This window comes from Cecembia rubra (assembly GCF_003014575.1).
GTDB lineage: Bacteria > Bacteroidota > Bacteroidia > Cytophagales > Cyclobacteriaceae > Cecembia_A > Cecembia_A rubra.
In genome coordinates this window covers 815,907-840,485 of sequence record NZ_PYGF01000001.1, presented here as the reverse complement: position 1 = coordinate 840,485, position 24,579 = coordinate 815,907, and the positions used below count along the sequence as shown (strand labels likewise).

22 protein-coding genes are annotated in these 24,579 nt (G+C 40.2%); 9 read left to right on the top strand and 13 right to left on the bottom strand.

Translation table 11 applies throughout. The features are described from left to right. Positions 1-432 carry an RrF2 family transcriptional regulator gene (locus CLV48_RS03435; protein ID WP_106565805.1) on the bottom strand — a complete coding sequence of 144 codons (432 nt, stop codon included), beginning with the start codon at positions 430-432 and terminating at the stop codon, positions 1-3. A 176-nt stretch (positions 433-608) separates the two neighbouring features. Between CLV48_RS03435 and CLV48_RS03430 the strand changes: the two genes are divergently transcribed. Further along, the gene (locus CLV48_RS03430; protein WP_106565804.1) at positions 609-1,046 is read left to right on the top strand and encodes an RrF2 family transcriptional regulator; all 438 of its coding nucleotides are present in this window, start codon (positions 609-611) and stop codon (positions 1,044-1,046) included. Here the strand turns inward: CLV48_RS03430 and CLV48_RS03425 are convergent. From CLV48_RS03425 to nrfH, 4 genes are read right to left on the bottom strand one after another with little or no spacing between them, the layout of a single operon-like run. After that, positions 1,043-4,207: a cytochrome c biogenesis protein CcsA gene (locus CLV48_RS03425; RefSeq protein ID WP_106565803.1), complete on the bottom strand. Its 3,165-nt coding sequence runs from the start codon at positions 4,205-4,207 to the stop codon at positions 1,043-1,045. The two genes, CLV48_RS03430 and CLV48_RS03425, sit on opposite strands and share 4 nt — an antisense overlap. 1 nt (position 4,208) lies before the next feature. Continuing rightward, on the bottom strand, positions 4,209-5,534 hold the full coding sequence (locus CLV48_RS03420) for an alginate export family protein (RefSeq protein ID WP_106565802.1): 1,326 nt from the start codon (positions 5,532-5,534) through the stop codon (positions 4,209-4,211). A gap of 13 nt (positions 5,535-5,547) precedes the next feature. Then, complete coding sequence (gene nrfA, locus CLV48_RS03415) at positions 5,548-7,041, bottom strand: ammonia-forming cytochrome c nitrite reductase (RefSeq protein ID WP_106565801.1); 1,494 nt, start codon at positions 7,039-7,041, stop codon at positions 5,548-5,550. Between the two features lie 27 nt (positions 7,042-7,068). Beyond that, positions 7,069-7,698 (bottom strand): cytochrome c nitrite reductase small subunit, encoded by a 630-nt coding sequence (gene nrfH, locus CLV48_RS03410; RefSeq protein WP_106565800.1) that lies wholly within the window; start codon positions 7,696-7,698, stop codon positions 7,069-7,071. A gap of 247 nt (positions 7,699-7,945) precedes the next feature. Between nrfH and CLV48_RS03405 the strand changes: the two genes are divergently transcribed. The 3 genes from CLV48_RS03405 (at position 7,946) to CLV48_RS03395 (ending at position 10,895) form a co-directional block, all read left to right on the top strand. Beyond that, a complete protein-coding gene (locus tag CLV48_RS03405; RefSeq protein WP_106565799.1) occupies positions 7,946-8,503 on the top strand; it encodes a fasciclin domain-containing protein in 558 nt (185 codons plus the stop codon). A gap of 139 nt (positions 8,504-8,642) precedes the next feature. Then, positions 8,643-9,182, top strand: coding sequence for a gluconate 2-dehydrogenase subunit 3 family protein (locus CLV48_RS03400; protein ID WP_106566121.1), 540 nt, complete (start codon positions 8,643-8,645; stop codon positions 9,180-9,182). A 3-nt stretch (positions 9,183-9,185) separates the two neighbouring features. Then, positions 9,186-10,895: a GMC oxidoreductase gene (locus CLV48_RS03395; protein ID WP_106565798.1), complete on the top strand. Its 1,710-nt coding sequence runs from the start codon at positions 9,186-9,188 to the stop codon at positions 10,893-10,895. Between the two features lie 20 nt (positions 10,896-10,915). On the opposite strand, the gene aceK is transcribed toward CLV48_RS03395, so the two are convergent. Next, on the bottom strand, positions 10,916-12,643 hold the full coding sequence (aceK, locus tag CLV48_RS03390) for a bifunctional isocitrate dehydrogenase kinase/phosphatase (RefSeq protein ID WP_106565797.1): 1,728 nt from the start codon (positions 12,641-12,643) through the stop codon (positions 10,916-10,918). A gap of 369 nt (positions 12,644-13,012) precedes the next feature. Here aceK and CLV48_RS03385 point away from each other — a divergent pair, with 369 nt between their 5' ends. The 4 genes from CLV48_RS03385 (at position 13,013) to CLV48_RS03370 (ending at position 16,666) form a co-directional block, all read left to right on the top strand. After that, positions 13,013-13,669, top strand: coding sequence for a bifunctional isocitrate dehydrogenase kinase/phosphatase (locus CLV48_RS03385; protein WP_106565796.1), 657 nt, complete (start codon positions 13,013-13,015; stop codon positions 13,667-13,669). Beyond that, on the top strand, positions 13,669-14,310 hold the full coding sequence (locus tag CLV48_RS03380) for an NUDIX hydrolase (RefSeq protein ID WP_106565795.1): 642 nt from the start codon (positions 13,669-13,671) through the stop codon (positions 14,308-14,310). Before CLV48_RS03385 ends, CLV48_RS03380 begins: the two co-directional genes overlap by 1 nt. Before the next feature lie 46 nt (positions 14,311-14,356). Next, complete coding sequence (locus CLV48_RS03375) at positions 14,357-15,610, top strand: DUF819 family protein (RefSeq protein ID WP_106565794.1); 1,254 nt, start codon at positions 14,357-14,359, stop codon at positions 15,608-15,610. 339 nt (positions 15,611-15,949) lie between these two features. Then, positions 15,950-16,666 (top strand): SDR family oxidoreductase, encoded by a 717-nt coding sequence (locus tag CLV48_RS03370; RefSeq protein ID WP_106566120.1) that lies wholly within the window; start codon positions 15,950-15,952, stop codon positions 16,664-16,666. Between the two features lie 165 nt (positions 16,667-16,831). Here the strand turns inward: CLV48_RS03370 and CLV48_RS03365 are convergent, their stop codons facing one another. From CLV48_RS03365 to CLV48_RS03335, 7 genes are all read right to left on the bottom strand, one after another. Further along, positions 16,832-17,317, bottom strand: coding sequence for a thermonuclease family protein (locus CLV48_RS03365; RefSeq protein WP_106565793.1), 486 nt, complete (start codon positions 17,315-17,317; stop codon positions 16,832-16,834). Between the two features lie 174 nt (positions 17,318-17,491). Then, the gene (locus CLV48_RS03360; protein ID WP_106565792.1) at positions 17,492-18,127 is read right to left on the bottom strand and encodes a protein-L-isoaspartate(D-aspartate) O-methyltransferase; all 636 of its coding nucleotides are present in this window, start codon (positions 18,125-18,127) and stop codon (positions 17,492-17,494) included. 130 nt (positions 18,128-18,257) lie between these two features. Next, entirely contained in the window at positions 18,258-19,412 is a 1,155-nt protein-coding gene (locus CLV48_RS03355; RefSeq protein ID WP_106565791.1) for a hypothetical protein, read from the bottom strand. Positions 19,413-19,466: 54 nt separating this feature from the next. Beyond that, positions 19,467-19,865, bottom strand: a complete 399-nt coding sequence (locus CLV48_RS03350) for a VOC family protein (protein ID WP_106565790.1) — start codon at positions 19,863-19,865, stop codon at positions 19,467-19,469. A 34-nt stretch (positions 19,866-19,899) separates the two neighbouring features. Next, entirely contained in the window at positions 19,900-20,469 is a 570-nt protein-coding gene (locus CLV48_RS03345; RefSeq protein ID WP_106565789.1) for an RNA polymerase sigma factor, read from the bottom strand. Between the two features lie 396 nt (positions 20,470-20,865). Then, positions 20,866-21,303 (bottom strand): GNAT family N-acetyltransferase, encoded by a 438-nt coding sequence (locus tag CLV48_RS03340; protein ID WP_106565788.1) that lies wholly within the window; start codon positions 21,301-21,303, stop codon positions 20,866-20,868. Between the two features lie 86 nt (positions 21,304-21,389). Then, positions 21,390-22,022, bottom strand: coding sequence for a response regulator (locus CLV48_RS03335; protein WP_106565787.1), 633 nt, complete (start codon positions 22,020-22,022; stop codon positions 21,390-21,392). A gap of 333 nt (positions 22,023-22,355) precedes the next feature. Here CLV48_RS03335 and katG point away from each other — a divergent pair, with 333 nt between their 5' ends. Next, the gene (katG, locus tag CLV48_RS03330; RefSeq protein WP_106565786.1) at positions 22,356-24,557 is read left to right on the top strand and encodes a catalase/peroxidase HPI; all 2,202 of its coding nucleotides are present in this window, start codon (positions 22,356-22,358) and stop codon (positions 24,555-24,557) included. The last annotated feature ends 22 nt before the right edge of the window (positions 24,558-24,579 follow it).

Below are 24,579 nucleotides of genomic sequence, written 5' to 3'. Positions count from 1 at the left end.
TTAATATCTCAGAAAGCTAATTCCAATATTCACCCTGTCAGCCACATCTTTTAAACTTGTGGTTAAAAGCATACCCGTAAGGTGGTCCCTGATTGCCTTAAACTTATGGTGAACAGGGCAGGGGTGGTTTTCAGAACAATTTTCAAAACCTAAGGCACATCCAACAAATAGGGAATCGCCATCAATAGATTGTACTATTTGGGAAAGAAAGATTTCTTCCGGCTTTCCATTGAGTGCAAAGCCCCCATGTGGGCCTTTGGTGGAGCTCAACAATTCATCCTTTACCAAGCTTTGTAGAATCTTTGCTGTAAAGGCTTCCGGAGAATTGATAGCTTTAGAAATATCCTTCAATCCTGCCCTTTCTGTATCTTGGGGCAATGTGGCCACATAGATCATGGCATTTATGGCATATTTACAGGCTTTGGAGAACATTGCTTTTTGATTACAGGACAAATATATCCTTTTTTATAATAAGGACAAAAATATCCTTTAATATTTTTTTATGATTTTTGCAGATAAAAGGATGAACATATCTTTCTTTTAACCGGCAATAGAGATAAATTGCCGGAACTTAATAAATTCATGATCCTAAACAGCTAATAATTAATATGTTCTCAAAAGCTTGTCAATACGGAATCAGATCTGTCATTTATATTTGGAAGCAAAGTCTCAATAACAATAAAGTTGGTGCAAAAGAAATCGCAGAACATGTAGATGCACCAGAGCCCTTTACTGCTAAAATCCTTCAAGAGCTTGTAAGGAAAAAGGTTATCGGTTCGATGAAGGGGCCGACGGGTGGCTTTTATGTGGACAAAGCTCACGAAAAATTCACTTTAAAAGACCTGGTAGTAGCCATCGATGGCCCTGGCCTTTTTGAGGGTTGTAGCCTAGGACTTAACCAATGTTCCGAAACAAACCCTTGTCCCTTGCATACTGAAGTGAAGGTGGTCAGGACCCATATTCTACATATGCTTACGGCTAAAAGTCTTAAGCAACTGGCAGAGGAAGTGGAAAGTGGAGAAACGGTCCTTGCAAGATTTATCTAGGCCATCAAGGACCTTTTTTCCTCTTCGCTCATTTTTTTGAATTTCACAACTGCCCCAATGGTAATTGCCAAAAGGACAAATGCTGTCCAATAAACCCAATAAGGTACAGGAACAGGATCTCCTTTGGCGTATGAATGAAGGCCGGATAAGTAGTAATTGACTCCAAAGGAAGTCATGATGATGGCACTGAATGCCCAGAGGCTGGCCACGTTATAAAGCAGGCTGCTTTTCAGGCTTGGTACCAGCCTGATATGCAATACTATGGCATAGACAATTACTGAAATCAAAGCCCAAGTTTCTTTTGGATCCCATGCCCAGTAGCGTCCCCAGCTTTCATTGGCCCAAACCCCGCCCAAAAATGTCCCGATTGTCAATAGAAATAGCCCTATAGTAATGGACATTTCATTGACTATCTGCAGTTCCCGGATGTTCGAAAACCATGACTTTTCTGCTATTTTGGGTTTGAAGATCAGGAAAATTAGGCATAATAAACCAATAATGGCTGACAGGGCCAAAGGGGCATAGCCACTTACTATGATGGCTACATGGATTTTGAGCCAATAAGAATGTAAGACAGGCATAAGGTTGGTTATTTCCGGGTTCAACCAATCCAAAAAGCCCACAAATAACAAAGTACCTGCGAAAATTAAGCCCAAGGGAACTGTAAACTTGGATTTTTTGGCAAAGAGTAAGCCAAAAAATAATACACCCCATGCTACGAAAACCAACATTTCAAAACCATCACTCCAGGGTGGATGCTTGGCAATGTACCAGCGTAAGCCCAAATGAAAGCTAAAAATCAAAAAGCCTATCCAGCTTAACAGGACTCCCAAATTCCAGAATTTTTGAATAAATGGATTTTTGCGGAACAGCATCCAAACGGCAAAAACTAGCATGATCAGTCCAAGTAACCAAAAAGGTCCAAATAGCCTGGTGCCTAAATTGAGTTTGGTATATAGCAATTCGGCATTAATGGCTGATTGACTGGGGTAGACCTCCTCACCGGCTTTTTGTTGGTATAAGGAGATATAGGATAGTGTTTCTTCGGCCTCTTGCCAATTTCCTGAATCTATAGCCTTTTGAATCGCCTGTAGGTAAAGCGGTGTAATGTTTTTGACAAATACGGCATCTTCTTCATCAAAGCCCTGCATGAATTGCTGCCCTGTAAACCAGGTTTGGTTGGCATCCCATCGGTTGGGAAAAAGCCTTAGAAAATCCCCAGTAAGCAAACCATAGAAAATGTTGAATCGTTCATCTGTCTTAAGAATTTCATTGTGGCCATCATTTCTCTGTGAAGGTTTCAGGAGGTTTGCTTCTTCTACCAAATGTTGGATTTTATACTCACCTTCCTCATTCACAAATTCCATGAAACTCAATTTGCTAGTTGGTGTTATACCCAAAACATCAAATACTTTTTGGGATTTTTCTTGATCTATTTTGATCAAAGGGCGCTCACTGAATCCTTTTGGATCCATTTGAAGGGCAAGTAAAAATTGTTCAGGGCTGAGCCTGATGTTATCCCCTTCATTGGAAATCTCAATGTAAGTATTGCCAGAGATTTTCCTGACAATTTCATGTGCCAAAGTATTCAATGGCTTCATCCTGCCATCAAGATCCTGGACTATTAACCGGCCATAAGCATCGGCATGGGATTTTGGAATCCAAAATCCTTTTTCAGTATTCTTGGGTCCATTCATGGACCAAGAAAAGATCAATAGGGCTAATATTAAGGAAGTCAATACCAGTGGGTGAAGCTTAGAGCCAGTTACTTCTTCCTTTAGACTTTTTTCGTTGCTTCTGATTACCTTTTTATTGAGGATATGGAATCTGCTTCCTTTTGCAAAGAGAGTAAAAAACATCCCTATAGTTAGCAAAGCATATCCAAGGTAGGTAATGTATGTTCCAGGTCTGTCCTGGTTGATCGAAAGGATGGTCCCTTTTTCATCGGTATCGTAAGAGGATTGATAAAACCTGTAGCCTCTATAATCCAGTACATTGTTCATGAATATCCTGTATGGAAATTCATCTTCTCCATCCATCACCATGACTTCACTGGCATAACTGGATGGGCTTTGGCTTCCTGGGTACCTTTCAAGGTCAAACTTGCTCAGGTATAGGGAATAGGGGAGAGTTATTGCCTTAGGGCCATAGGTAATGCTGAAAGTTTGACCCTCATATGAAAAATGCGACCAACTGGGATTTAAACTTACTATTTTGGTATATGCCTCCGTTAATTCTTTCCCTTCCTTGTCCAAAACCCTAAAATGAACAACATCCAAAAGATTCTTAGCGATCTGCTCATCCTCTTCAGGCAAGTAGATTACTTTGGCATTTTCCTGGATACTTTTTATCAAGAAAGCTCCCTCATCCCATTGATATAATGTTCTTAGTTGAAGGGGGGAAGTTTCTCCCGGTTGCATATTTCCCATTTTTTGACTGTTCATTTCCATCATTTGGAGATGTACATCTGTACCTAACAGCCATTGGCCTTCTTCTTTATAAATTCTGATGGGATGAATGGGATCGTTTTTTGTACTCAGGGTCAAATCTCCCAATTGGATAAATCGGCCATTGTCTATCAGATAATCTTCCCTGCCGGCACCCATTGCAACTGCCAGATCCACATAAGTGTTTTCTCCTTCTTCAAAGGCTTCAGTGGCACCTTGAATGTAATCGGTAAATACAATCTGGATACTTTGACCTTCCAATTCTGCATCAATTGTTTTTTGGCTGAATCCTTTAGAAAGAAGTAAAAGTGGTTTCTCCAGAGTATGTCCACTTGTAGCGTTTTTTATCTGGAGGTATTTTTCTGTAGTAAAAAAGGTATTTTCCTCTTCACCTTCCCGTATATGCATCATTCCCTCCTGGCTAAAATACCTTGTTATACCTGACCCGAGTAGGATAATAACAAATGCCACATGAAAAAGTCCCACAGGCCAGCGGTTGCCATGGAAAAGTTTATACTGTTTAATATGTGCCAAAAAATTAATGGCCATCCAGATTTGTATGATTTCAAACCACCAGGAATCATAAACCAAAGCTCTGGCCACAGGTGTACCATGGTCATTTTCAATAAAAGTAGCTATTGCCATAGCCACAGCATATGTCAGTAATAAAACCAGGGAAACTCTTGTGGAAAGCAGAAATTTGGTAATCTTCATATTAAAGTAGGATGCCTATGAATTTATTTTTCATTGTGGGCCTAAAAACCAACATTAAATATGCCCAGTTTTGGGTATCCTTAGCATTGCTGACATTTTTTAGGTATGCATATGTATCGGTGTGGAAAAATTGACTATAGCCTGCCTGAATGGAAAAAGCGTCTGATACAATCCATCCTAAGGTAAGATCAAGTTCCGAACCAAAGTAACTGTTCAATAGCTGGACCTCAGGTTGACCTATGCGAAACACATCATTTTGGGCATAAAATAAGTGGTAGTCACTTTGGAGAAAAAACTTCTTATTGAAAGCATATCTGGACCTGAGGAAGTAATCTTCTAATCCGACGGAATTTTCATGGGTTCCTCCTACGAAAAATAAATCCATATACCCATTAAAAAGATGGTTGGTGCCATAAAGTGGATTATAAGATCTGTTCCCGTCACCTCCAAGGTTACTGGTGCCGCTGATGTGTTCTGTACCCAGGGATAAAGTCCAGATTTTTCCAGCTTCCTTGTCCAAAGGAATTGTATGGTTATAGGCAATGCTGAAATTATATGCATTCAGTTCTTTTCCTGTGAGATCCTTTCCAAGTTGATGATAATAGAAGGCAGAAATTTGGGAATTACCTGAATTATACCTGAGTGTAGGTATTCCCAAAGTGGACCTGTACCTCACGCCTTTTTCCAGTAATACCCCGTTTTGGTCAAAATTTTGCCATTCCCTACCATCGTTCCAGAATAAAGCGGAGAAGGAGACTTTACCCCATTTGTTTTCATACCGCGCCATTTGGGCTATTTTGTACTGATTGGGTACTAGAAATGGTTGATCTGTAAGTGATTGTGCCGCCTGGTTGTAAGCACCTCCAAAATGGAATTTCATGTTTTCTTTCTCATATTTGGCCAGAGCGAAATCATGGGCTCTTGCCTGGAGTGCCCAGTCCAGATTGCCTAAGAACCTAAAATTGTCATAATTCAATTCCTGTCGTCCCAACTTCACAGACCAAAAATCTCCAATTTTCAATTGTGCCCAAGCCTCATGGACAGAGAGAAAATTATCCGTTGCCTTTACTTGAGGGGTACTTCCCCATACCCGGATATCCTGTACACTCATATAAAATGTGAGGTTATCCAAAGTGTACTGTGCCTGTAATCTAGCCCTGTGTGCTGTAAATAGGGCAGGATCTTGGCCATCTCTAATCAAGCTGCCGAATCCATTGCGGTATTCGGAACGTTGTAATATCTGGCCATCCAAATTGAACTGGGCAAAGCTATCACTCAAAGCCATAGTCAATACCAGGCTAAATATGGTTACAAATCTCTTCTTCATGGTGCTGGGTGTTTTATCTGCTGGAGACTGTTTTTACCTCTTTTTTAGCTTCTCTGGCTTTTCCTTCTTTTAGCCACATTGGTACGACTTCATCCAGAAATTTGGATTTAGCAGCTTTTTCTGCCGGAATATCTAAACCGATGTAGGCTTGTAGTACAGCTTTATTGCTAAAATCCGGCATTTCTACAGGTTTGTTGTGCCCCAATGAGGCTAATAGTCGGCTCAGTTTTATGCGGGTTTCCTGGATGATATCCGTGGCGGAAGTAATGATCCTGCTGGATTCCAATGGAGCATGGAAAGCCCCCCCATGGGAAGCCACGACATAATCCCATCTCCATTGTGCGTGACGAATTCCTATAAGGATATCTTTCATTTGGTATTCGGTGGCTCCCAATTCCCAAGCTTTTCCTGCCTCAATATGTGCCATAGCAATCAATTTTTGGACTTTGCCCGATCCTTCTTTTACTTTTCTTTGCCTTTCATAAACATCAGTCATGAGGTCTGATTGTTTTTCTCTATGGCAGACAAAGCAGGAGTTTTCTACATTGCTTAGGGGGGAACCTATATGGTGATCTGTAAATTTCTGACCTCCTTCATTTTTATAAGGCATATGGCAGTCAGCACAGGAAACGCCACGTTTGGCATGTACACTCATTTCGTATAGTTCATAATCAGGGTGTTGGGCTTTTAGCATCCTTGCTTTGCTGATAGGATGTACCCAATCCGCAAAATCAATTTTATCAAAATAAGCCTCTATGTTTTCAACACTTAGTCCATCCTTCCAGGGAAATGTCAAATATGCTGCCTTCTCTTTTCCCTGTTTGGTCCTATCAAAATAATATTCCACATGGCACTGTGCGCAGACCAAAGACCTCATTTCCTGATGCGAAGCTTTATTTATGTCTTTGCCCATTGCCTCAAAAGCCTCAATCAATGCAGGGCGGGTTATGGTCAAATTCATAGTCTGGGGATTATGACAATCGGCACAACCAATGGGGTTGATTACATCTGTCCCCATATCAGAAAGCTTTTGGCTATAATACTCAGTTACCCCAAGCTCGCTCATTAGCCTAGGCACATCTGTACTTTTACATGTCCAGCAGGTGGAGGGCTGTGGTCCGTCACCAGGTACCATAGGTGATCCTATTCTTAAGGTATTGTGTACATCAGTGATGGCCCATGCATGTCCTCTGGGATGGTTATAATCTTTACTGAATGCATAACCTGCCCATAAAATAACCATTTCAGGCTGATCGGCAAGGACATCTTTGAAACCACTGGTATTATACAGGCTTTTAAAGGTAGTGTCCTGAGTCCTCATATAAGATTGGTATTGCCGTGGGTAGTTCAGGCCCCAGACAGAATCCCTTGGCTCTATACCATCGATTTGTACTTTTGGCTGATAGGCAAATCTTGCTTCTGTCTTTCTGTCCATGATAGAATAGGCCAACATGGCCAACAGAAAAACAATTGCCGCGGTAATTATAAAAAGGATCCAGTTTTTCATAGTGTGGGAATTTTATGGGACTTTTAATTATTTACTGGTATTCATAGATTCTTTGAGCCATTTTGGGATAATTTCCAAATCAGCCGGTGCATGTGCTTTTATAGGTTCAATCTGATGTCCTACAGAAGATAAGCTTTTCACTTTTCCATGGGGTACTTCTCTGTGACATTCCCAACAGATCCGGTCAGTTCTATGGCCTACATGATTATCAATAAAACCGGCCAATCTGGCATCTGTCACTTGTGATTCATGGCAGCGGATACAATTGCTTTGAATCACCTGAATGGAAGGCTCTAGGGCACGGATCACTTGGGGCTCTGCCCTTAATGTAAATATGGATGCATGATAAAGGCCGTCCTTTGCTTTGAAGAAGTATTTATTGGCAATATTGTCATGGGGAACATGGCAATCATTGCAATGTGCTACTTCCCTATGTGAGCTACGGGTCCAGGTAATATATTGGGGTGTCATAATATGACAATTGACACAAGCCTGAGGATCATCTGAAAGGTAGGATGTAGCATTGCTAAGTCTTATCAAATAAATGCCGATTCCAAAAATTGCAGCCACTAGTACTGTTGCTGCAGGCCTCCATTTGTGCGGAGGAATCAGATTGTACTGAAAAAGTTTCCTTTTTATTTTTTGGCGCTTGCCCATGTGGTGGTTTTCAGGAGTTGTCTTGACAAAATTATCCAGTATAGATTTTAAAAAACATGACAATTGTCATAAGCGAGGAAATAATGTGAAATATTTTCCAGCCACATTTTTAATTTACCTTTTATCAAGCACTCCGCTGAGTTTTGAATTGAAAAGTCAGATTTAATTCATCTCCAAACATGATATAAGTCATAAAGGATAAAAATGTCCTTTAATATCTTGCGTCCATATTCAAACCCAAATCACAATGAAAGAAATATCTAAAACACTCTTATGGATACTTAGCCTGGCGGTTTTGGCTGGATGCGGTACATCGGAAACACAGTCTCAAGCATCAGCTGGGGGATCAGCTGTACAGCATGTTGGCCAATCTGGGGTTAAGGATGACCAGTCCAATCCCAATGTGGTCCAGATAGCTGTTTCATCTAAAGACCATAGCACTTTAGTAACGGCATTGAAGGTTGCGGATTATGTGGATGCTTTGACCAATGTAGGGCCATTTACTGTATTTGCGCCTACAAATGCTGCATTTGATGCTTTACCGGCAGGAACTTTGGAGACTTTGACCAAAAAAGAGAACCAAAGGAAGTTAAGGGATATTTTGGAATACCATGTACTATTGGGTGTGTACAAGCCCGGTGATTTTGTCAATGGCAGAAAAATGGGTACAGCTGATGGAAGATCTGTGGAAGTAACAGTGGATGGCAACGGCGATGTATTCATTAATGGAGGAAAAATCATCGGTACAGTCGAAGCATCTAATGGCATAATTCATGTAATTGACAAGGTATTAGTTCCAAATTGATAAGGTAGTTTTTACATGGTTGTTGGTTTCTTACCAAAAAGCATGGGATATTGTCTCATGCTTTTTTTATTTCCCCACCGATTTCAGCCTTTTATCCAATTTTATTAGACAATTTGAAGATTATTTTTTTGCTTTTAGAATGGATAGAAGGACAATGATGAAATCTTTGGCCATCACAGTATGGGGGATGATGGCTTTTCCAGGATGTAAGCCTGGTGAGATTATGGATGAGAATGTTCTGGTAAAAAGTCTTCCTTTGACCGAGAAGCAAAGATTGAATTTGGAGAAAATGGTTGATACTTTTTTACCGGAAACCGATACTTTAGGCGCTGTTCAATTGAATATTCATCGGTTTTTGGACAAACTGATTGCCAATTGTTATCCTGAAGAAGAGCAAAAATTATTTGTCAATGGTCTGGATTTACTTGAAGGAATTGCACAGGATACTTTTTTGAAAAGCTTTGATTCATTGGGAATTTCGGACAGGGAAAATATCCTTCTTGGTTTGGACAATGAGGATGCAGATGAAGGAAAATCATTTTTTGACTTTTCCAAAGAGCAGGTTATTCTCGCCTTTACAAGTTCTGAGTATTTTCTTACAAATTACACCAATTACGAAATGATTCCCGGTGGATATGATGGATGTGTGGATGTACCCGAAGTACCTTTTAAAGTTTAAGCCATGCCAAATTTTAATTTAGACGCAAAAAAAGGAAATACTTATGATGCCATTGTCATAGGTTCCGGTATCAGTGGTGGATGGGCTGCCAAAGAACTCTGTGAAAGAGGCTTGAAAACTTTGGTTTTGGAAAGGGGAAGAGATGTAAAGCATATTGTAGATTATCCTACTGCCAATAAACATCCTTGGGAATTTGAGTTTGGAGGGAAATTGCCATTGGAAAAACAGGCTGAGTTTGGTAGGAGAGGAGCAAGGATCCATGAATCTACTGCTCATTTTTGGATGAAGGAAGGAGAGCAGGAAATTGTTCAGGAAAAGCCCTTCCAGTGGACCAGGGGATATCAGGTGGGGGGTAAATCCCTGCTTTGGGCCAGACAAACACAAAGATGGTCGGATCTCGATTTTGAAGGCCCGGCCAGAGATGGTTATGCAGTAGATTGGCCTATCAGGTACCAAGATTTAGCCCCATGGTACAGTCATGTGGAAAAATTTTCCGGGATTGCAGGTAATTACGATGGACTTCCACAATTGCCTGACGGAGAATTTTTAAAGCCATTTGATCTTAGCTGTGTGGAACGGCATTTTCAAAAAGTTATAGCTGCCAATTATAAAGACAGACATCTGATCCATGGGAGATGTGCACACGTGACCGAACCACAGGAAATCCATTTGCAGCAGGGAAGGGCAAAGTGTCAGCATAGGAATCTATGCAACAGAGGTTGTCCATTTGGGGGATACTTCAGTGCCAATGCCTCGACTTTGCCCTGGGCAGAAAGAACTGGAAATATGACGCTGAGAACACATGCTGTGGTGCATTCCATAATATTCGATGAAGAAAAGGGCAGTGCTGTGGGAGTGAGGATTATTGATGCCAATGATATGCAGAGCTATGAATATTATGCCAAAATCATATTCTGCAATGCTTCTGCTCTTAATTCCAATTTGATTCTTTTGAATTCTACATCTTCCCGGTTTCCAAATGGCCTTGGGAATGACAATGGCCTGCTTGGGAAGTTTATTTCCTGGCATAATTACAGAGGCCAAATTTCAGCCAGAAGCGAGCAGTTTTCAGATAAAATGAGCAAGGGTAAAAATCCCAGCCATAGTTATATCCCCAGATTCCGTAATCTTAACCGTCAAGAAACGGATTTTCTAAGGGGTTACGCGGTTGGATTCGGTTCATCTGCAAGAGCCGTGCAATTTTCCCGTGCCGGAATAGGAGAAGAGTTGAAGAGGAATTTGTTTGATAGAAGATTGGGACATTGGTGGGTTTCTGGTTGGATGCAGGGTGAGGTGATTCCAATAGAAAGCAATCATGTGAGACTCCATGAAGAGCTGAAAGATAAATATGGTATTCCCCAATTGGTGCTTTCCTGTGATTGGACAGAGAATGACGACAAGATGGTAAAGGATTATATGGAACAGATGACTGAAATGTTTGAAAAAGCTGGATTTACAGAAATCAATGCCCGGGACTCAGGATCAGCTCCAGGATCAGATATCCATGAAATGGGAGGAGTAAGAATGGGTAATGACCCCAAAACTTCCTTGCTCAATAAATGGAATCAATTGCATCATTGTAAAAATGTCTTCGTCACGGATGGTGCCTGCATGACTTCCACTGCAACCCAAAATCCCTCATTGACATACATGGCCATTACAGCCAGGGCAGCAAACTTTGCAGTTGACGAAATCAACAGGGGTAATTTGTAGGGTTTTCCAGAAATTTATAATCAGACTTCTTCTTCCGGTCTAAACCTGATTTTGTTAGGATAAGGTAGAGCGTGTATCCATTCCCCGTTCTTTATTCTATTTTGGATACTTGTCCAATAATCAGGATTAAATAGGTTTTGATGATATTCGATAAAATGGGATTTCACATCCTGACGGCCTATCATAAACTTTTTGAAATCCTCAGGGAAAACATCATTGGGTCTGATTTCATACCATGGTTCAAATGCATAAATCTGTTCAAATGTTTCAGGTTTAGGTTTCCATCTGAAATTCATATCTGTTAAAAATTCGATTTCATCATAATCATAAAAAACTATCCTTTTCTGTCGGGTAACCCCAAAATTTTTGGTCATCATGTCCCCCGGGAAAATATTGGCTTTGGCCAATTGGAGTATGGCATCTCCATATTCTTCAACTGCTGATTTCGCCTCTTCAAGACTACATTGCTCCAGGTACATGTTTAAAGGAATCATTTTCCTTTCGGTATATAAATGTTTGATAATCAGTTCATTATTTCTTATTTCTAAATGTGAGTTTACAGTACTTCGCAATTCCTGCATCAAGTTGGGATGAATTCGGTCCAAAGGAAGGTGAAATTCTTCAAATTCATGTGTATCAGCCATTCTTCCTACCCGGTCATGTTGACCTACCATTTTGTATTTGTTCCTTACTTCCTGCCGGGTCATGGTCTTTGGTGGATCAAAATAATCTTTAATCATCTTAAAGACGATATTGTAAGAAGGTAAAGTAAATACAGTCATGACCATTCCTTTTATACCTTCAGCAAGCACAAACTGGTCTTCGCTATGGTCGAGATGGTTCAAGAAGTCCCTGTAAAATTCAGTTTTTCCATGTTTATTGAAGCCAATTGCATTATAAAGTTCATGAACCTGCTTGTGTGTGATGACTGAGTTTAGAAATGCTACCATTTGAGATGGGATTTCTACATCCACCATAAAATAGGAACGTGTGAAGCTGAATAAGTGGGCCATGATCTTGGGATCAAAAATCAAAGTATCTACATATACTCCATTTGGCCCATTTAAGAAAGGGATGATAAATGGCATCCATTTGCCACCTACGTAAGTTCTTCCAATGAGATAAGCTGCCTTATTTCTGTAAAATACCGACTTAAGTACTTGGGTTACTGTTTCATCTGTGGTCGTGTACCGGGAAAGAATTACTTCTCGAATGGCTTTAACCAAAAATTGAATATCTGCTTCCTTATTCAGATAAGGAGCTTCAAAGTCAAAATCTGCAATGATGGACCGTATGATTTTTTGTAATCCCCAATTTGCAGGATAAGTGAAGTAAAGATTATCATTGGGATAAATTTCACATGAATTAAAACCTTCATGGACAAACATCAATTCCTCATTTATAGCCAAATCAGGATATAATTTTCGGATAACCGAGTTGAAAAACGTTTCAGCCAACTCTTTGTCTTTTCGTTCTTTGCTCAGGAGAATGTAGGCCAATTTTGCCTTTTTCCAAAAATCATAATCTGCAACCTTTTCTTTAAGCAAATCATAAAGGATTGATTTAGTTGTAAAAACCTGATCTTTGTAAAGCATCAATCTTTTTCTATGGTTTTCTTTCATTGCCCTCCAATCTTTTTCACGGAAATGTCGGGGGGTATAGGAGGTCAATTCTTTGAAATTTCTAAAGTAATTTTCAAATCCTTCAATTAAAATCTTGGAAGTTTTATCGAGAAGAGAATGGTACACCGGATGAGTTGAATTAATAACTGAATATAAAGGTATTGCGTTTTGATTTCAATACAAAAGCTTAATTATTCAAGCCCTAACTTAGCTTAAAAAGTGCAGGATTTTTAGAATTTGTTTAGGGCTTATTTCTGTAAAAACTATCTCAATTGCTGTTTTTAACATCATTTATTTATCACAGAATAAAATTTTCGCAATCGATTGTTTGGACAATATAAAAACATTTTATACCTTTCGTCCATGTTATTCAATCACTGAATATCTACAATAGGTTTAATAGGTTTGAGAGATGAAAAAGGCTGAAACATTGTTTCGGCCTTTTTTGTTTTTTCAGCATTTTGTGTTTCATTCGTATTCTTTTTGTACTTGAAAATGAACAAACCTTGCACCTTCTATATCCATCTATTTGTAGTATTGATGTTCTGGTCTTGTGCTTCAGATAGGTCTTCTCAGGAATCTGTTTCTGATATACAGAATGGAGAGATTTTGGAAGAGCAGATTTTGGCAGAAAATGGATTACAACAAATCAAACAATGGTCCGATTACTGGAAAGAAAAAAGCCCTACATTTAACCCTGCTGCCTTCACTTTGGAAAGAAAAGAAACATTTGAGGAGTTAGAATGGCCTGAGGAAAACCCAATTGTTTCAGGAAATCCTTTTTATCCATACCTCATACCCAATCCCGAAGGAAAAGGCGTAGTAGATATTTATAGCTACAAAGTTTTTGTACCGGCTGAAGGTAAGCCGGGTTTTCAGCCTGATTCTGAAGTTATTTTTTTTAAAGAGAACGGTATGCGTGAAAGGTTACTTTTTATTGGACCATCAGGAGGTTTTGAAGAGGCGGTATGGGTAAGCCCGGACAAACTTTTAGTAGCAGGCTATTTTGAAGAAGAGGAAGGAGTCAGTCCCAAATTATGGTTAGTCGATATTCAAAGTAAACAGTATTCAATTTTTAAACATCCGGTAATTACAACAAATTTGGACAAACAAGGGTATTTAATAAGGAAACTTAGCAACATTGATTTTTGATGGAATTTGATAAGCTGATAAGTAAACTTGAAATCGCCCTTAAGGAACCCTTACCCGGTAGGTTAGGTCAGGTTACTATGGCTCCAGTACCTGTTGATGAGGAGCGTTTTAATCAAAATATCAGGTCAGATTATAGAAAAGGTGCGGTTTTGATGTTGTTTTATCCTGATTTTCATCAACAGGCCTTTGTGCCATTTATCAAAAGACCAGTCTATCCCGGTGTTCACAGTGGACAGATTGCTTTTCCGGGAGGCAAAATGGAAGCATCAGATGCTGACCTTTCGGTTACTGCTTTGAGGGAGACTGAAGAGGAGATTGGAGTGGATGCCAATAAAGTCCAACTACTTGGAAAATTATCCGATCTTTATATTCCACCAAGCAATTTCATGGTTTCTCCGTTTGTGGGATATACACTTGAACAACCTGAATTTAATCCAGATCCTGAAGAGGTTTTAAGAATTATAAACTGTCCCGTTGGAACATTGTTGGATAAGTCTTTGAGAAAAACTGGGATTGTCCAAGGAAGTGGGGGCTATCGTCTTCAGGCCCCATATTTTGACATTGAATCCGAGATGGTTTGGGGCGCTACAGCCATGATGTTAGGAGAGTTTACTTACCTCTTGGAGAGACTTGATTTTTGATTTTTTAGGCCTTTGTGCTTATTGTTGTAAAAAAAAGATATACTTCATGCAGGAAAATGTCCCGTTAATCACCAATGATGCTGTTGTTTTTGGAATATTGATGACAATTTTGGCATTTGTATTTGCCACATCTTCTAGCTCCCAGCCATTTTGGAAAAAATTCTACCGGGTGGTTCCATCCATTTTGCTTTGTTACTTTATTCCTGCTGTCCTCAATTCCTTTGGAGTAATTTCAGGAGAATTGTCCAGTTTATATAAGGTCGCATCCCGTTATTTGTTGCCGACATCCTTGGTTTTATTGACCTTGAGCATAGACTTTAAAGGAATTTTGAAATTGGGGCCAAAAGCTTTGATTATGTTTTTAGCTGGCTCTGTGGGAATAATCTTAGGAGGGCCCTTGGCATTATTCGTGGTTTCTTTTATTAGTCCCTCCATTTTGGGAGGAGTAGGACCTGATGAAATATGGCGGGGGCTGGCCACGATTGCGGGAAGTTGGATAGGTGGAGGAGCCAATCAGACGGCCATGTTGGAAGTTTTTGGTGCCAGTCCGACCTTGTTTTCACAGATGATCGCTGTAGATGTATTGGTGGCCAATGTTTGGATGGCTGTTTTGCTGTATTGGGCTGCCAAGCCGGGAAGGATCGATCAGATTTTCAAGGCAGATAGCTCAGCCATTCAAGAGCTTCAGGAAAAGGTGGAAAAGTACCGGGAAAGCATTCTCAAAGTACCCAGTCTTTCAGATACCATGAAGATTTTTGGGATAGGTTTTGCGTTGACTGGATTATCCCATCTGGTAGCGGATTACCTTGCCCCTTATATAGGTCAGAATTATCCTTCTCTTAGCCAATATTCCTTGGATTCCACTTTCTTCTGGATTGTAGTAGTAGCTACAACAGGTGGATTATTATTGTCCTTTACCAAAGCGAGGGAATTAGAGGGGGCCGGAGCTTCCCGTTTAGGTTCAGTTCTCCTCTATGTGCTGGTAGCGACAATCGGTATGCAAATGGACCTAATGGCTGTTTTGGATAACCCGATTTTCTTTCTGATCGGTATTTTCTGGATGATTTTCCATGTGCTGATTATGTTATTGGTGGCTTACCTGATCAAAGCACCATTTTTCTTTGTGGCGGTGGGCTCACAAGCCAATGTGGGCGGAGCAGCTTCTGCACCTATTGTGGCTTCTGCCTTTAATCCTTCTCTGGCCCCTGTTGGGGTACTCATGGCCGTTCTTGGCTATGCCGTGGGAACTTACGGAGCTTATCTCTGTGGACTCTTGTTGCAATTGGTGCACAATATGTGATTAAAAGGTATTGATAAACCACTCCTTTCATAATCATGAGGCTGTCTTATAAATAGCTCTTCAGATTTGTTACTCAAATAAAATTATGTTTAAGAATCAATTCCTTTGTGATTTAGTGGCTTTGTGAATAAAAATGCCACGAAGGCTCTTAGATAAAAAGTTTCACTAAGTAAACGCCAAGTAAAATTTGGGCAATGATTTGAGGTGTTTACTTATGAGTCAACCTCTTTTATATTTTAATGAAAATGTGGAGATTAGGTCAAGGGAATAAATTCCCCTGAACCCATTTCTCGGATTGGAGGTTATTCCCATATGTTTCATGAAAATCCAAAATATTTTATGCGTCAGAATTTAGAAAATAAGACCGCCCTGATTACAGGCGGGTCCAAAGGAATAGGATACGGAATTGCTGCAGCGTTGGTAGCAGAAGGAATGCATGTAGCCATCACCAGTAGGTCTTTGGCTGCTGCACAGGAAGCCGCGAATGAACTGAATAAAATTGGAAAGGGTAAAGCGATTGCCATTGAAGCAGATGTACGCGATTATACTTCCCAAGAAGACGCCGTAAATCAGGTATTGGACGAGTGGGGGAGCTTAGATTTGTTGGTTGCCAATGCCGGAATTGGTCATTTTGCACCGATTGAAGATTTGACGCTTGCCCAGTGGCATGAGACCATTGATACCAATCTTACCGGTGTATTTTACAGTATTAAGGCATCCATTGAGGCTTTGAAAGCCAGTCAGGGTCTCTTTGTTTCCATCTCCAGCTTGGCAGGTACCAACTTTTTTGCCCAAGGTTCAGCATACAATGCGAGTAAATTTGGCGTGACTGGATTTACCCAAGCCGCAATGTTGGACCTAAGAAAATACGGAATCCGTTGCACCACCATCATGCCGGGTTCTGTGGCAACCTATTTCAATAACCATACACCCAATGAAAAAGATGCCTGGAAAATCCAAATTGAAGATCTTGGACAGATGGTGGTAGACTTGATGCAAATGCATCCCAGAACCCTGCCCAGCAAGATTGAGGTGAGGCCAAGTATGCCGGCATAATAGCTATTCGATGAATGTTTTAAAACCGCAATTATCCATTGCGGTTTTATTATTTCATATCTCAATAACTGCTTTTATAAACAAAAGTTGACCATGGTTAAAATCCCAAATTTTGAGGATTAATGAAGTTTAAATAATTAATAAGTTTGGATAATTACCCGAAAATCACCTCCAAAGCCCCCTCTTGCTTTCCCTTGCCTCCCTTTGTAGTTTTAAAAACAATTCCGCATACTTAACATTAGGGGGGATGGTCATTACAGTTGCATAACCTTCTTTGACCAAATGGGCATTTAGAAAAGTACCATCTTCCAAATAAACGTAGGCCAAAGTCCTCTTGTACCTGTCGTATTTGCTTACATCAAACTCCAACCGGACGCTTTTTCCCTGTAGAAGTTGTTCGACATAGGCAGAGGCCTCCTTTCCAAAGTGTTCAATTTCTTTTCTTCCGCTCCGCCTTGCTTCCGGTGCATCGATGCCGATCAATCTGATTTTTTCAGGTTTTCCGTACCTATCTGTAATCCAAAAAGTATCGCCATCTACAAATTTTGAAATTTCAAACCACTGATGCTTATCTTTTTGCGCATGTATAGCTGAAGAAAAAAATAGGCCTAAAATGGTAAGATAAACATAAAAACGGTTTTGAATAAACATATCTGTCAAGGTAAATTTCCTTTCAAAAATAAAGCAAGTCTCAAGAATGGCAATTGTTTGGTATGAACTTTTGTAATGGAGGAGGTGCCAGTACTATGGTTTTCAATTATTTAAATTGCTTTCCCGATGCGAGTTTTTATCCCGCAAAAAAGGAACAAATCTTACACTGCTGATTTAGCGGGTCTTGAATTTTCCCTTGATTTTTTCTCCCAAAATGAGTTGCTGAATTTTCCCTTCTTCACCGACAGGAATGATCATTCTGCCCCCCTCTGCCAATTGGTCTATCAAGGGCTGTGGAATCTGTTCCGGAGCAGCTGTCACAATAATGGCATCAAATGGGGCTGCTTCCGGCCAACCTTTGTAGCCATCTCCGATCCGGACCTGTATATTTTTGTATCCCAAAGATTTTAGATCCCTTTCAGCCCTCAGCCCAAGCCCTTCAAAAATTTCAATCGTATATACCTCTTCCACAATTTCAGCCAATACGGCTGCCTGATATCCGGAACCTGTGCCGATTTCAAGGACCTTCATGTTTTTTTGGGGCTTGATAAGTTCGGTCATCAAGGCCACCATGTAAGGTTGGGAAATGGTCTGCCCCTCTCCAATAGGTAAGGGCATGTCATCATAAGCATATTTTCTCACCTTTTCAGGGACCAAAAGGTGCCTTGGAACTTTCCGCATAGCATCAAGTACAGATTTATCCTTGATGCCCCTTTGGGCAATTTGTGTTTCCACCATTATTTCCCTTTGGGTTTTATATTGGTCTTCCTGGAATACAATTAGCAAAAGCATAAACCAAATTGTTTTCATAGCCCATCAACCTTTGACTATAAAATTTACGATATTTTACCCTCAAACAAAAATTTGCCCCAAAACAAAAAAGGGCCTTGCGGCCCATTTGATAAGTACAAGATTTGAAATTTAAGAAATAAGCAATGTCTTAATTTCGCCACAATTCATAAATGCTGTACCTGGTCACCTCTTCTTCCACTTCTTCGTTTGCTTTTTCTTTTACCAGTATTTTCATTTCCGGAAGGGCAAACAAAATTGTCCCTTCAGGTAATGCCAATTCACCTTCCAATTGCTTCCCGTTTTCAAAAATCACCAAGCTTAACTTGTCCTGTTGGTTTAAAATAGAGAATGGTTTTTCTTGTGAATTCCTTGCCTCAAAAACCGATTTACTCACCCCCTGATAATAAGAAAGCATCCAGGTATTATTCCCCAGGTTAAGCAATTGCCGGTTTCTTCCAGGTAAATTGGCCAGGTCTTTTACTCTTTGATCATCTGGGGCTATTCCAATGGGTAAGGGACTCGCTTTTTCAAGTTGTTTGTGCCTGATGGGTATTTTGCGGAGTAACTTAAAATCATCTGTTAAATCATATACATGGATGGCATCATCAAGGTTGTGTACCAAAAATAATTCACTTCCTTCTATAAAGTAACTTTTGGCCATGAGGTGGTAATAAATCTGATCTGTCTTTTTGTAATAGGAATCCTCCTCATAGGGAAGGATAGATTTTGTTTGTCCGGATTCAGTTTTCAGTAAAGTGAAGTTTTGTAAAGTGTCCCTTCCTTCTTCTGTGAAAATCAGGTTATGGGCCGAAATGAATGTACTAGGGCCTGTTAAATAGCGGGTATTTCCATTTTCCTCAAAATAGGCAATTTTTCCAATAGGTATTATTGCTCTTATTGGCAGGGGTGAGGGTACCCTGAAGTCCTCGACAATTTCATAATCGGAATTATAAGTAATCAGCCTGAATGGAAATTGAAAAACACGTTTTCCATCAGGACCAAAACCTATACCCAGCGGATTCCAGGTACCATAATGATTTGGCCCATCTCCATTTCGGCTTACCCTTTTCAAGATTGTACCTTTAGGGGATACTTCCAAAATCTCATTATGCACTTCGGAAAACCCTAAAAATATCCCTTCCTCTGGACTGTAGTCTGTTATATGCACCCGGGTGAAATTCGCAACTTCAAAAGAATCCACTTTGATCAATTCAAAGCTTAAGCTTTGTTCATTGAAAGAAACGTTTTTGTTGCCGCAGGAAATTAAAAACAATCCCGCTAGGCACTTGAGTAGCGTCTTCATGATTCACTATTTTTTAATTTTTCAAATTAACGAAAGACTTAATAAAAAAACAAGTCAATCCTTAAAAGTAACTTCTATCCTGTTTCCATCAGGGTCCAAGGTTTCAAATTCGTAATACCCATCACCTGTGGTCCTTGGTCCACGGAGGATTTCAAAGCCCGCTTTTTTCAATTCTGCTGCCTTGACATCCACTTCCTCCTTGGTACCTACGCCGAAAGCCAAATGGATCAAACCCAAGTGCTGATTCGTTTTTCGGTCATTTAGATTTTCTGGAATTCCTTCTTTCTGCATGATTTCAAGTCGGGCCCCCGAAGAAAATGATAGAAAATAACTGTTAAAACCCGTGTTGGGGTTATGGTAGAGTTTGTTAGGAATCCCACCAAAATACATTTGGTAGAATTCTTTCAATCTTTCCAGGTTGTCCGTCCATACGGCTACGTGTTCCAGAATCATATTTCAATTGGCTTGAATGCGGTTGTCTTGACTTCTAACAGGCAAGTTCCCGATTTTTATAACCGCTTTTCAAGTTAAGCATTTTTTGTAGATGGGTTCTTGCTCTGCTCAGCTGCGACTTGGAGGTGTTTTCACTGATATGAAGCTTCTGTGCAATTTCCTGATGGCTGTATCCTTCAATAGCATATAAGTTGAAAACTGTTCTGTATCCCATGGGCAGGCTATTGATGAGTTTCATAATGTCTTCCACAGCCAGTTCATCCGAAGGCTGATGATATACAGGAGCAGGCAAAACCGCATCAATTCCAATCTCATTATAGAGGTTTTTTTCCTTTTCTAGATACATCAGACATTCGTTGACCATGATCCTACGGATCCAGCCCCCAAAACTTCCTGATCCTTTAAACTGGTGTATCCTGTCAAAAACTTTCATAAATCCGATTATCAGGACATCTTCTGCGGCTGCTCTCTCTTTTATATAGCGAAGGCAAAGCCCAAACATTTTTGAAGAATAGTGATTGTATACTGCCTTTTGGATATTGGGATTCCTTTCCAGACAGCCTAAATACAATTCTGATTCTGAATAAAAGCTCTGTTGTTTCATAGTGGTAAATAATAGTTGGTTTAAAAAACTGTTTTCAATAAAGAACTGTACAAAATTGCTGATATTCAGAGGGTAGTGAAATCACATAAATATGTGAAAATCCTCTTTGCAATTCAGGGGAAAGAAATCCCTGAGAAAGCTTATGTCAGCCAATCTGAGCTCAAAACTGAGTTTAAATCTTCTCCGATTACTGGATGTGGAGTGGTTTGAGAAGGTGAAGATGTAGCTTTTGAATTTGGAGTTTGGGCCTGCTGTGTAAAAGTGCAGGCCCAAAAAAATATAGCAATAGTAAAAAGCTTTTTCATTTCAGTTGAAAGAGTTGTTTAAATCACCCATACAAAGGTAATTCAGCCTCTTATCCCCTGAAATCACATATTTGAGGGATTTATTCTAACTTTATTGGACCTCCATTTCCAGAATAGGGAAGGGGTTACCCTGACTGTCCAAGGCGTTTCTTTTGACTACCTGGAAGCCCATTTTTTTGTAAAATCTTATCGCTTGATGGTTTTGTTCATTGACATCCACCCGCGTGACTTTCTTTTCAGATATGGCAAAGTCTGTCAATTGCTTTCCAATACCCATTCCCTGATAATCGGGGTGAATAAAAAGCATTTCAATTTTATAGTGGGACAAACCCAAAAAGCCTACCTTTTCTCCGATATCATTGTGGAAAGCAAAGAGGTTTACATGCGAAAAAATATTCCCTTCTAAGATAATCTGTTTGATTTCTAGAATTTTTTCCTCAGTCAAAAAATCATGGCTTGCCCTCACTGAGGCCTCCCAAATGGCTAAAAGTTCAGGATGTTCTTCGGGTTTATTGCTTTCTTTAATCATATCCGGACAGGCTTAATAAGGACTTGAAAGTACCCAAACTTCCGGAAATTATTTATGATCTTTCCTGCTTTTTGATGGATGGTATTTCAGACTATCCTATCCCTAAACGCTTTGGCCACTGCTTCAGATTTTGAATTCACATGAAGTTTTTCGTAGATTTTTTTGATGTGGCTTCTCACCGTATCCATCGCGATAAACATTTCAGCTGCAATCATTTTATAAGAATATCCCTTGACCAATAATTGGAGTACTTGTTTTTCCCTTTCCGATAAATTGTAATCATTTCCTGCAGGTATATTGATCTGGGAAAACATTTTAAGAACCTGTGCTGCAACAGAAGCGGTCATCGGTGCCCCTCCTGTTGCTGCTTCCTGTATATATTCCAGTAATTTTGCAGGTGGAGTTTTCTTGAGAATATAGCCATTGGCTCCATTTTGGAGAGCTTCAAATATATTCTTGTTATCATCAAAAACAGTCAACATCAGGATGCTGACATCTGTATTTTGTTGTCTTACAATCCTAAGCCCTTCAAGTCCGTTTACACCAGGCATGTCGATATCCATAAGTATGACATCTGGTTTATAGGAACTGACTTCAAAAGCGATATTAGAGCAATTTTTAAATGCACCTAAAACATTAAATCCCTCACTGCCATCAATCAACATGGTCAATCCTTCTCTCAGTTGGGGATTGTCTTCATACAATAGGACTTTAATCATCTTTTTTCCAATTTGAATCTATAATACAAAGAAATGAGCTTATTTTTTGATATTCAATCACATAAATGGGGGTATTTGAATTTGGACCCAAAACAAGTTATATAATGATTGGCTGCTGGATGGTTAAAATCTTCCAACTCTGGATGATCTGTTACCAAAAGAAATTCTGAACTTAACTTGGAGACTTATCTTTTGACCTATAATCTTCTGTGAATAGATAGGTATAGATAAGGCTAAAGAATCATAGATTTTATCTATTGAAAAAAAATTCAAATAACTGAATATTTTGGTAACTTGAGCATCAATCAATGAACACCATTAACACAAAAAATTATGGATAACAAACATTCAAGTGGCGATATCAGTAAATGCCCTTTTCACAATGGTTCAATGGCTGCTGCTGCAGGTCGTGGTACCCAAAATGTAGATTGGTGGCCCAATCAATTGAAATTGAACATTCTCCGTCAACATTCTTCATTGTCCAACCCCATGGATGAGGGTTTTGATTATTCAAAGGAATTTCAATCTCTGAATCTGGCAGAAGTAAAATCCGATATAGAAAAGGTATTGACTACTTCTCAAGATTGGTGGCCAGCGGACTATGGGCACTATGGACCATTTATGATCAGAATGGCTTGGCACAGTGCCGGAACCTATAGAGTTCAGGATGGTCGTGGAGGAGCCGGAACAGGTAATCAGCGTTTTGCACCTTTGAATTCCTGGCCTGATAATGCCAACCTCGATAAAGCAAGGTTGCTCCTTTGGCCTGTGAAACAGAAATACGGTAAAAAGCTTTCTTGGGCAGACTTAATGATTCTTACTGGTAATGTGGCTTTGGAATCCATGGGTTTTAAAACTTTTGGATTTGGTGGAGGTCGAGAGGACATTTGGGAACCAGAGGAGGATATCTATTGGGGATCTGAGAAAGAATGGGTTGCTCATCGTAATCCTGAGGCTCTGGAGAATCCGCTAGGTGCTACCGAAATGGGTCTGATCTATGTCAATCCGGAGGGACCAAATAAGGTGCCAGATCCGCTTTTGGCTGCAAAGGCAATCCGTGAAACTTTTGGCAGGATGGCAATGAATGATTATGAAACAGTTGCACTGATAGCTGGAGGCCATACTTTTGGAAAAACCCATGGTGCAGCAGACCCTGGAAAATATGTTGGAGTAGAACCTGCTGCTGCCTCAATTGAAGAAATGAGTACAGGTTGGAACAGTTCCTATGGCTCAGGCCATGGTGCCGACACAATTACATCAGGTTTGGAAGGAGCCTGGACTTCAACCCCTGCCAAGTGGGGACATGATTATTTCAAGTTCTTGTTTGAATATGAGTGGGAATTGACAAAGAGTCCAGCAGGTGCACATCAGTGGGTAGCCAAAAATGCCGAAGCTATTATTCCTGATGCCCATATCCCGGGCAAATTCCACAAGCCTTTTATGTTGACTACAGATTTGTCCATGAGGTTTGATCCCGAGTATGAAAAGGTCTCAAGAAGATTCTATGAGAATCCGGATGAATTTGCCGATGCTTTTGCAAGGGCATGGTTCAAACTTACACACCGTGATATGGGACCAAAATCACGTTATTTGGGCCCTGAGGTCCCTGCTGAGGATTTGATCTGGCAAGATCCTATTCCAGCTGTAAAACATCCTTTGGTTGATGAGAAGGATATAGCAAGTCTGAAAGCCAATATTCTTGCTTCTGGGTTGACAGTGGCAGAGCTGGTTTCTACAGCCTGGGCATCTGCTTCAACATTTAGGGGTTCTGACAAGCGTGGAGGAGCTAATGGTGCCCGAATCAGACTGGAGCCTCAGAAAAACTGGGAGGCGAATAATCCGGCCCAATTGTCCAAAGTATTGGGTGTTCTTTCCAGTATTCAGGAAGAATTCAATAGTGCCGCAACAGCTGGCAAAAAAGTTTCATTAGCGGACTTGATAGTTTTGGGAGGTTGTGCAGCAGTGGAAAAAGCGGCAAAAGATGCTGGATTTGACGTAAAAGTTCCATTCACACCTGGCCGTACTGATGCCTCTCAAGAAGAAACTGAGGTGGAATCATTTGACTATCTTAAACCTTGGGCAGATGGATTTAGAAATTATATTCACGCTGATTGTGCTGTAAAAGCCGAAGAAATGTTAGTAGATAAAGCCCAACTCCTGACTTTGACTGCACCCGAGATGACTGCGCTTGTAGGGGGTATGAGGGCTTTAGGCGCTAACTGGGACGGTAGTAAGCATGGAGTCTTCACCGCTTCTCCTGGTAAACTTACCAATGATTTCTTTGTGAATTTACTTGATATGGGCACTACATGGAGAGCGACTTCTGATAAGCAAAATGTGTTTGTTGGAAGCGACCGAAGAACCGGTGAACCAAAGTGGACCGCCACCCGTGCAGATTTGATTTTCGGATCCAATTCTGAATTGAGAGGATTGGCTGAGGTTTACGCCTGTGAAGATGGTAAAACAAAATTTGTCAAAGACTTTGTGGCAGCTTGGAACAAGGTTATGAATCTTGACAGATTTGATTTAGTTTGATCTGATTTGATTTAATTAACTT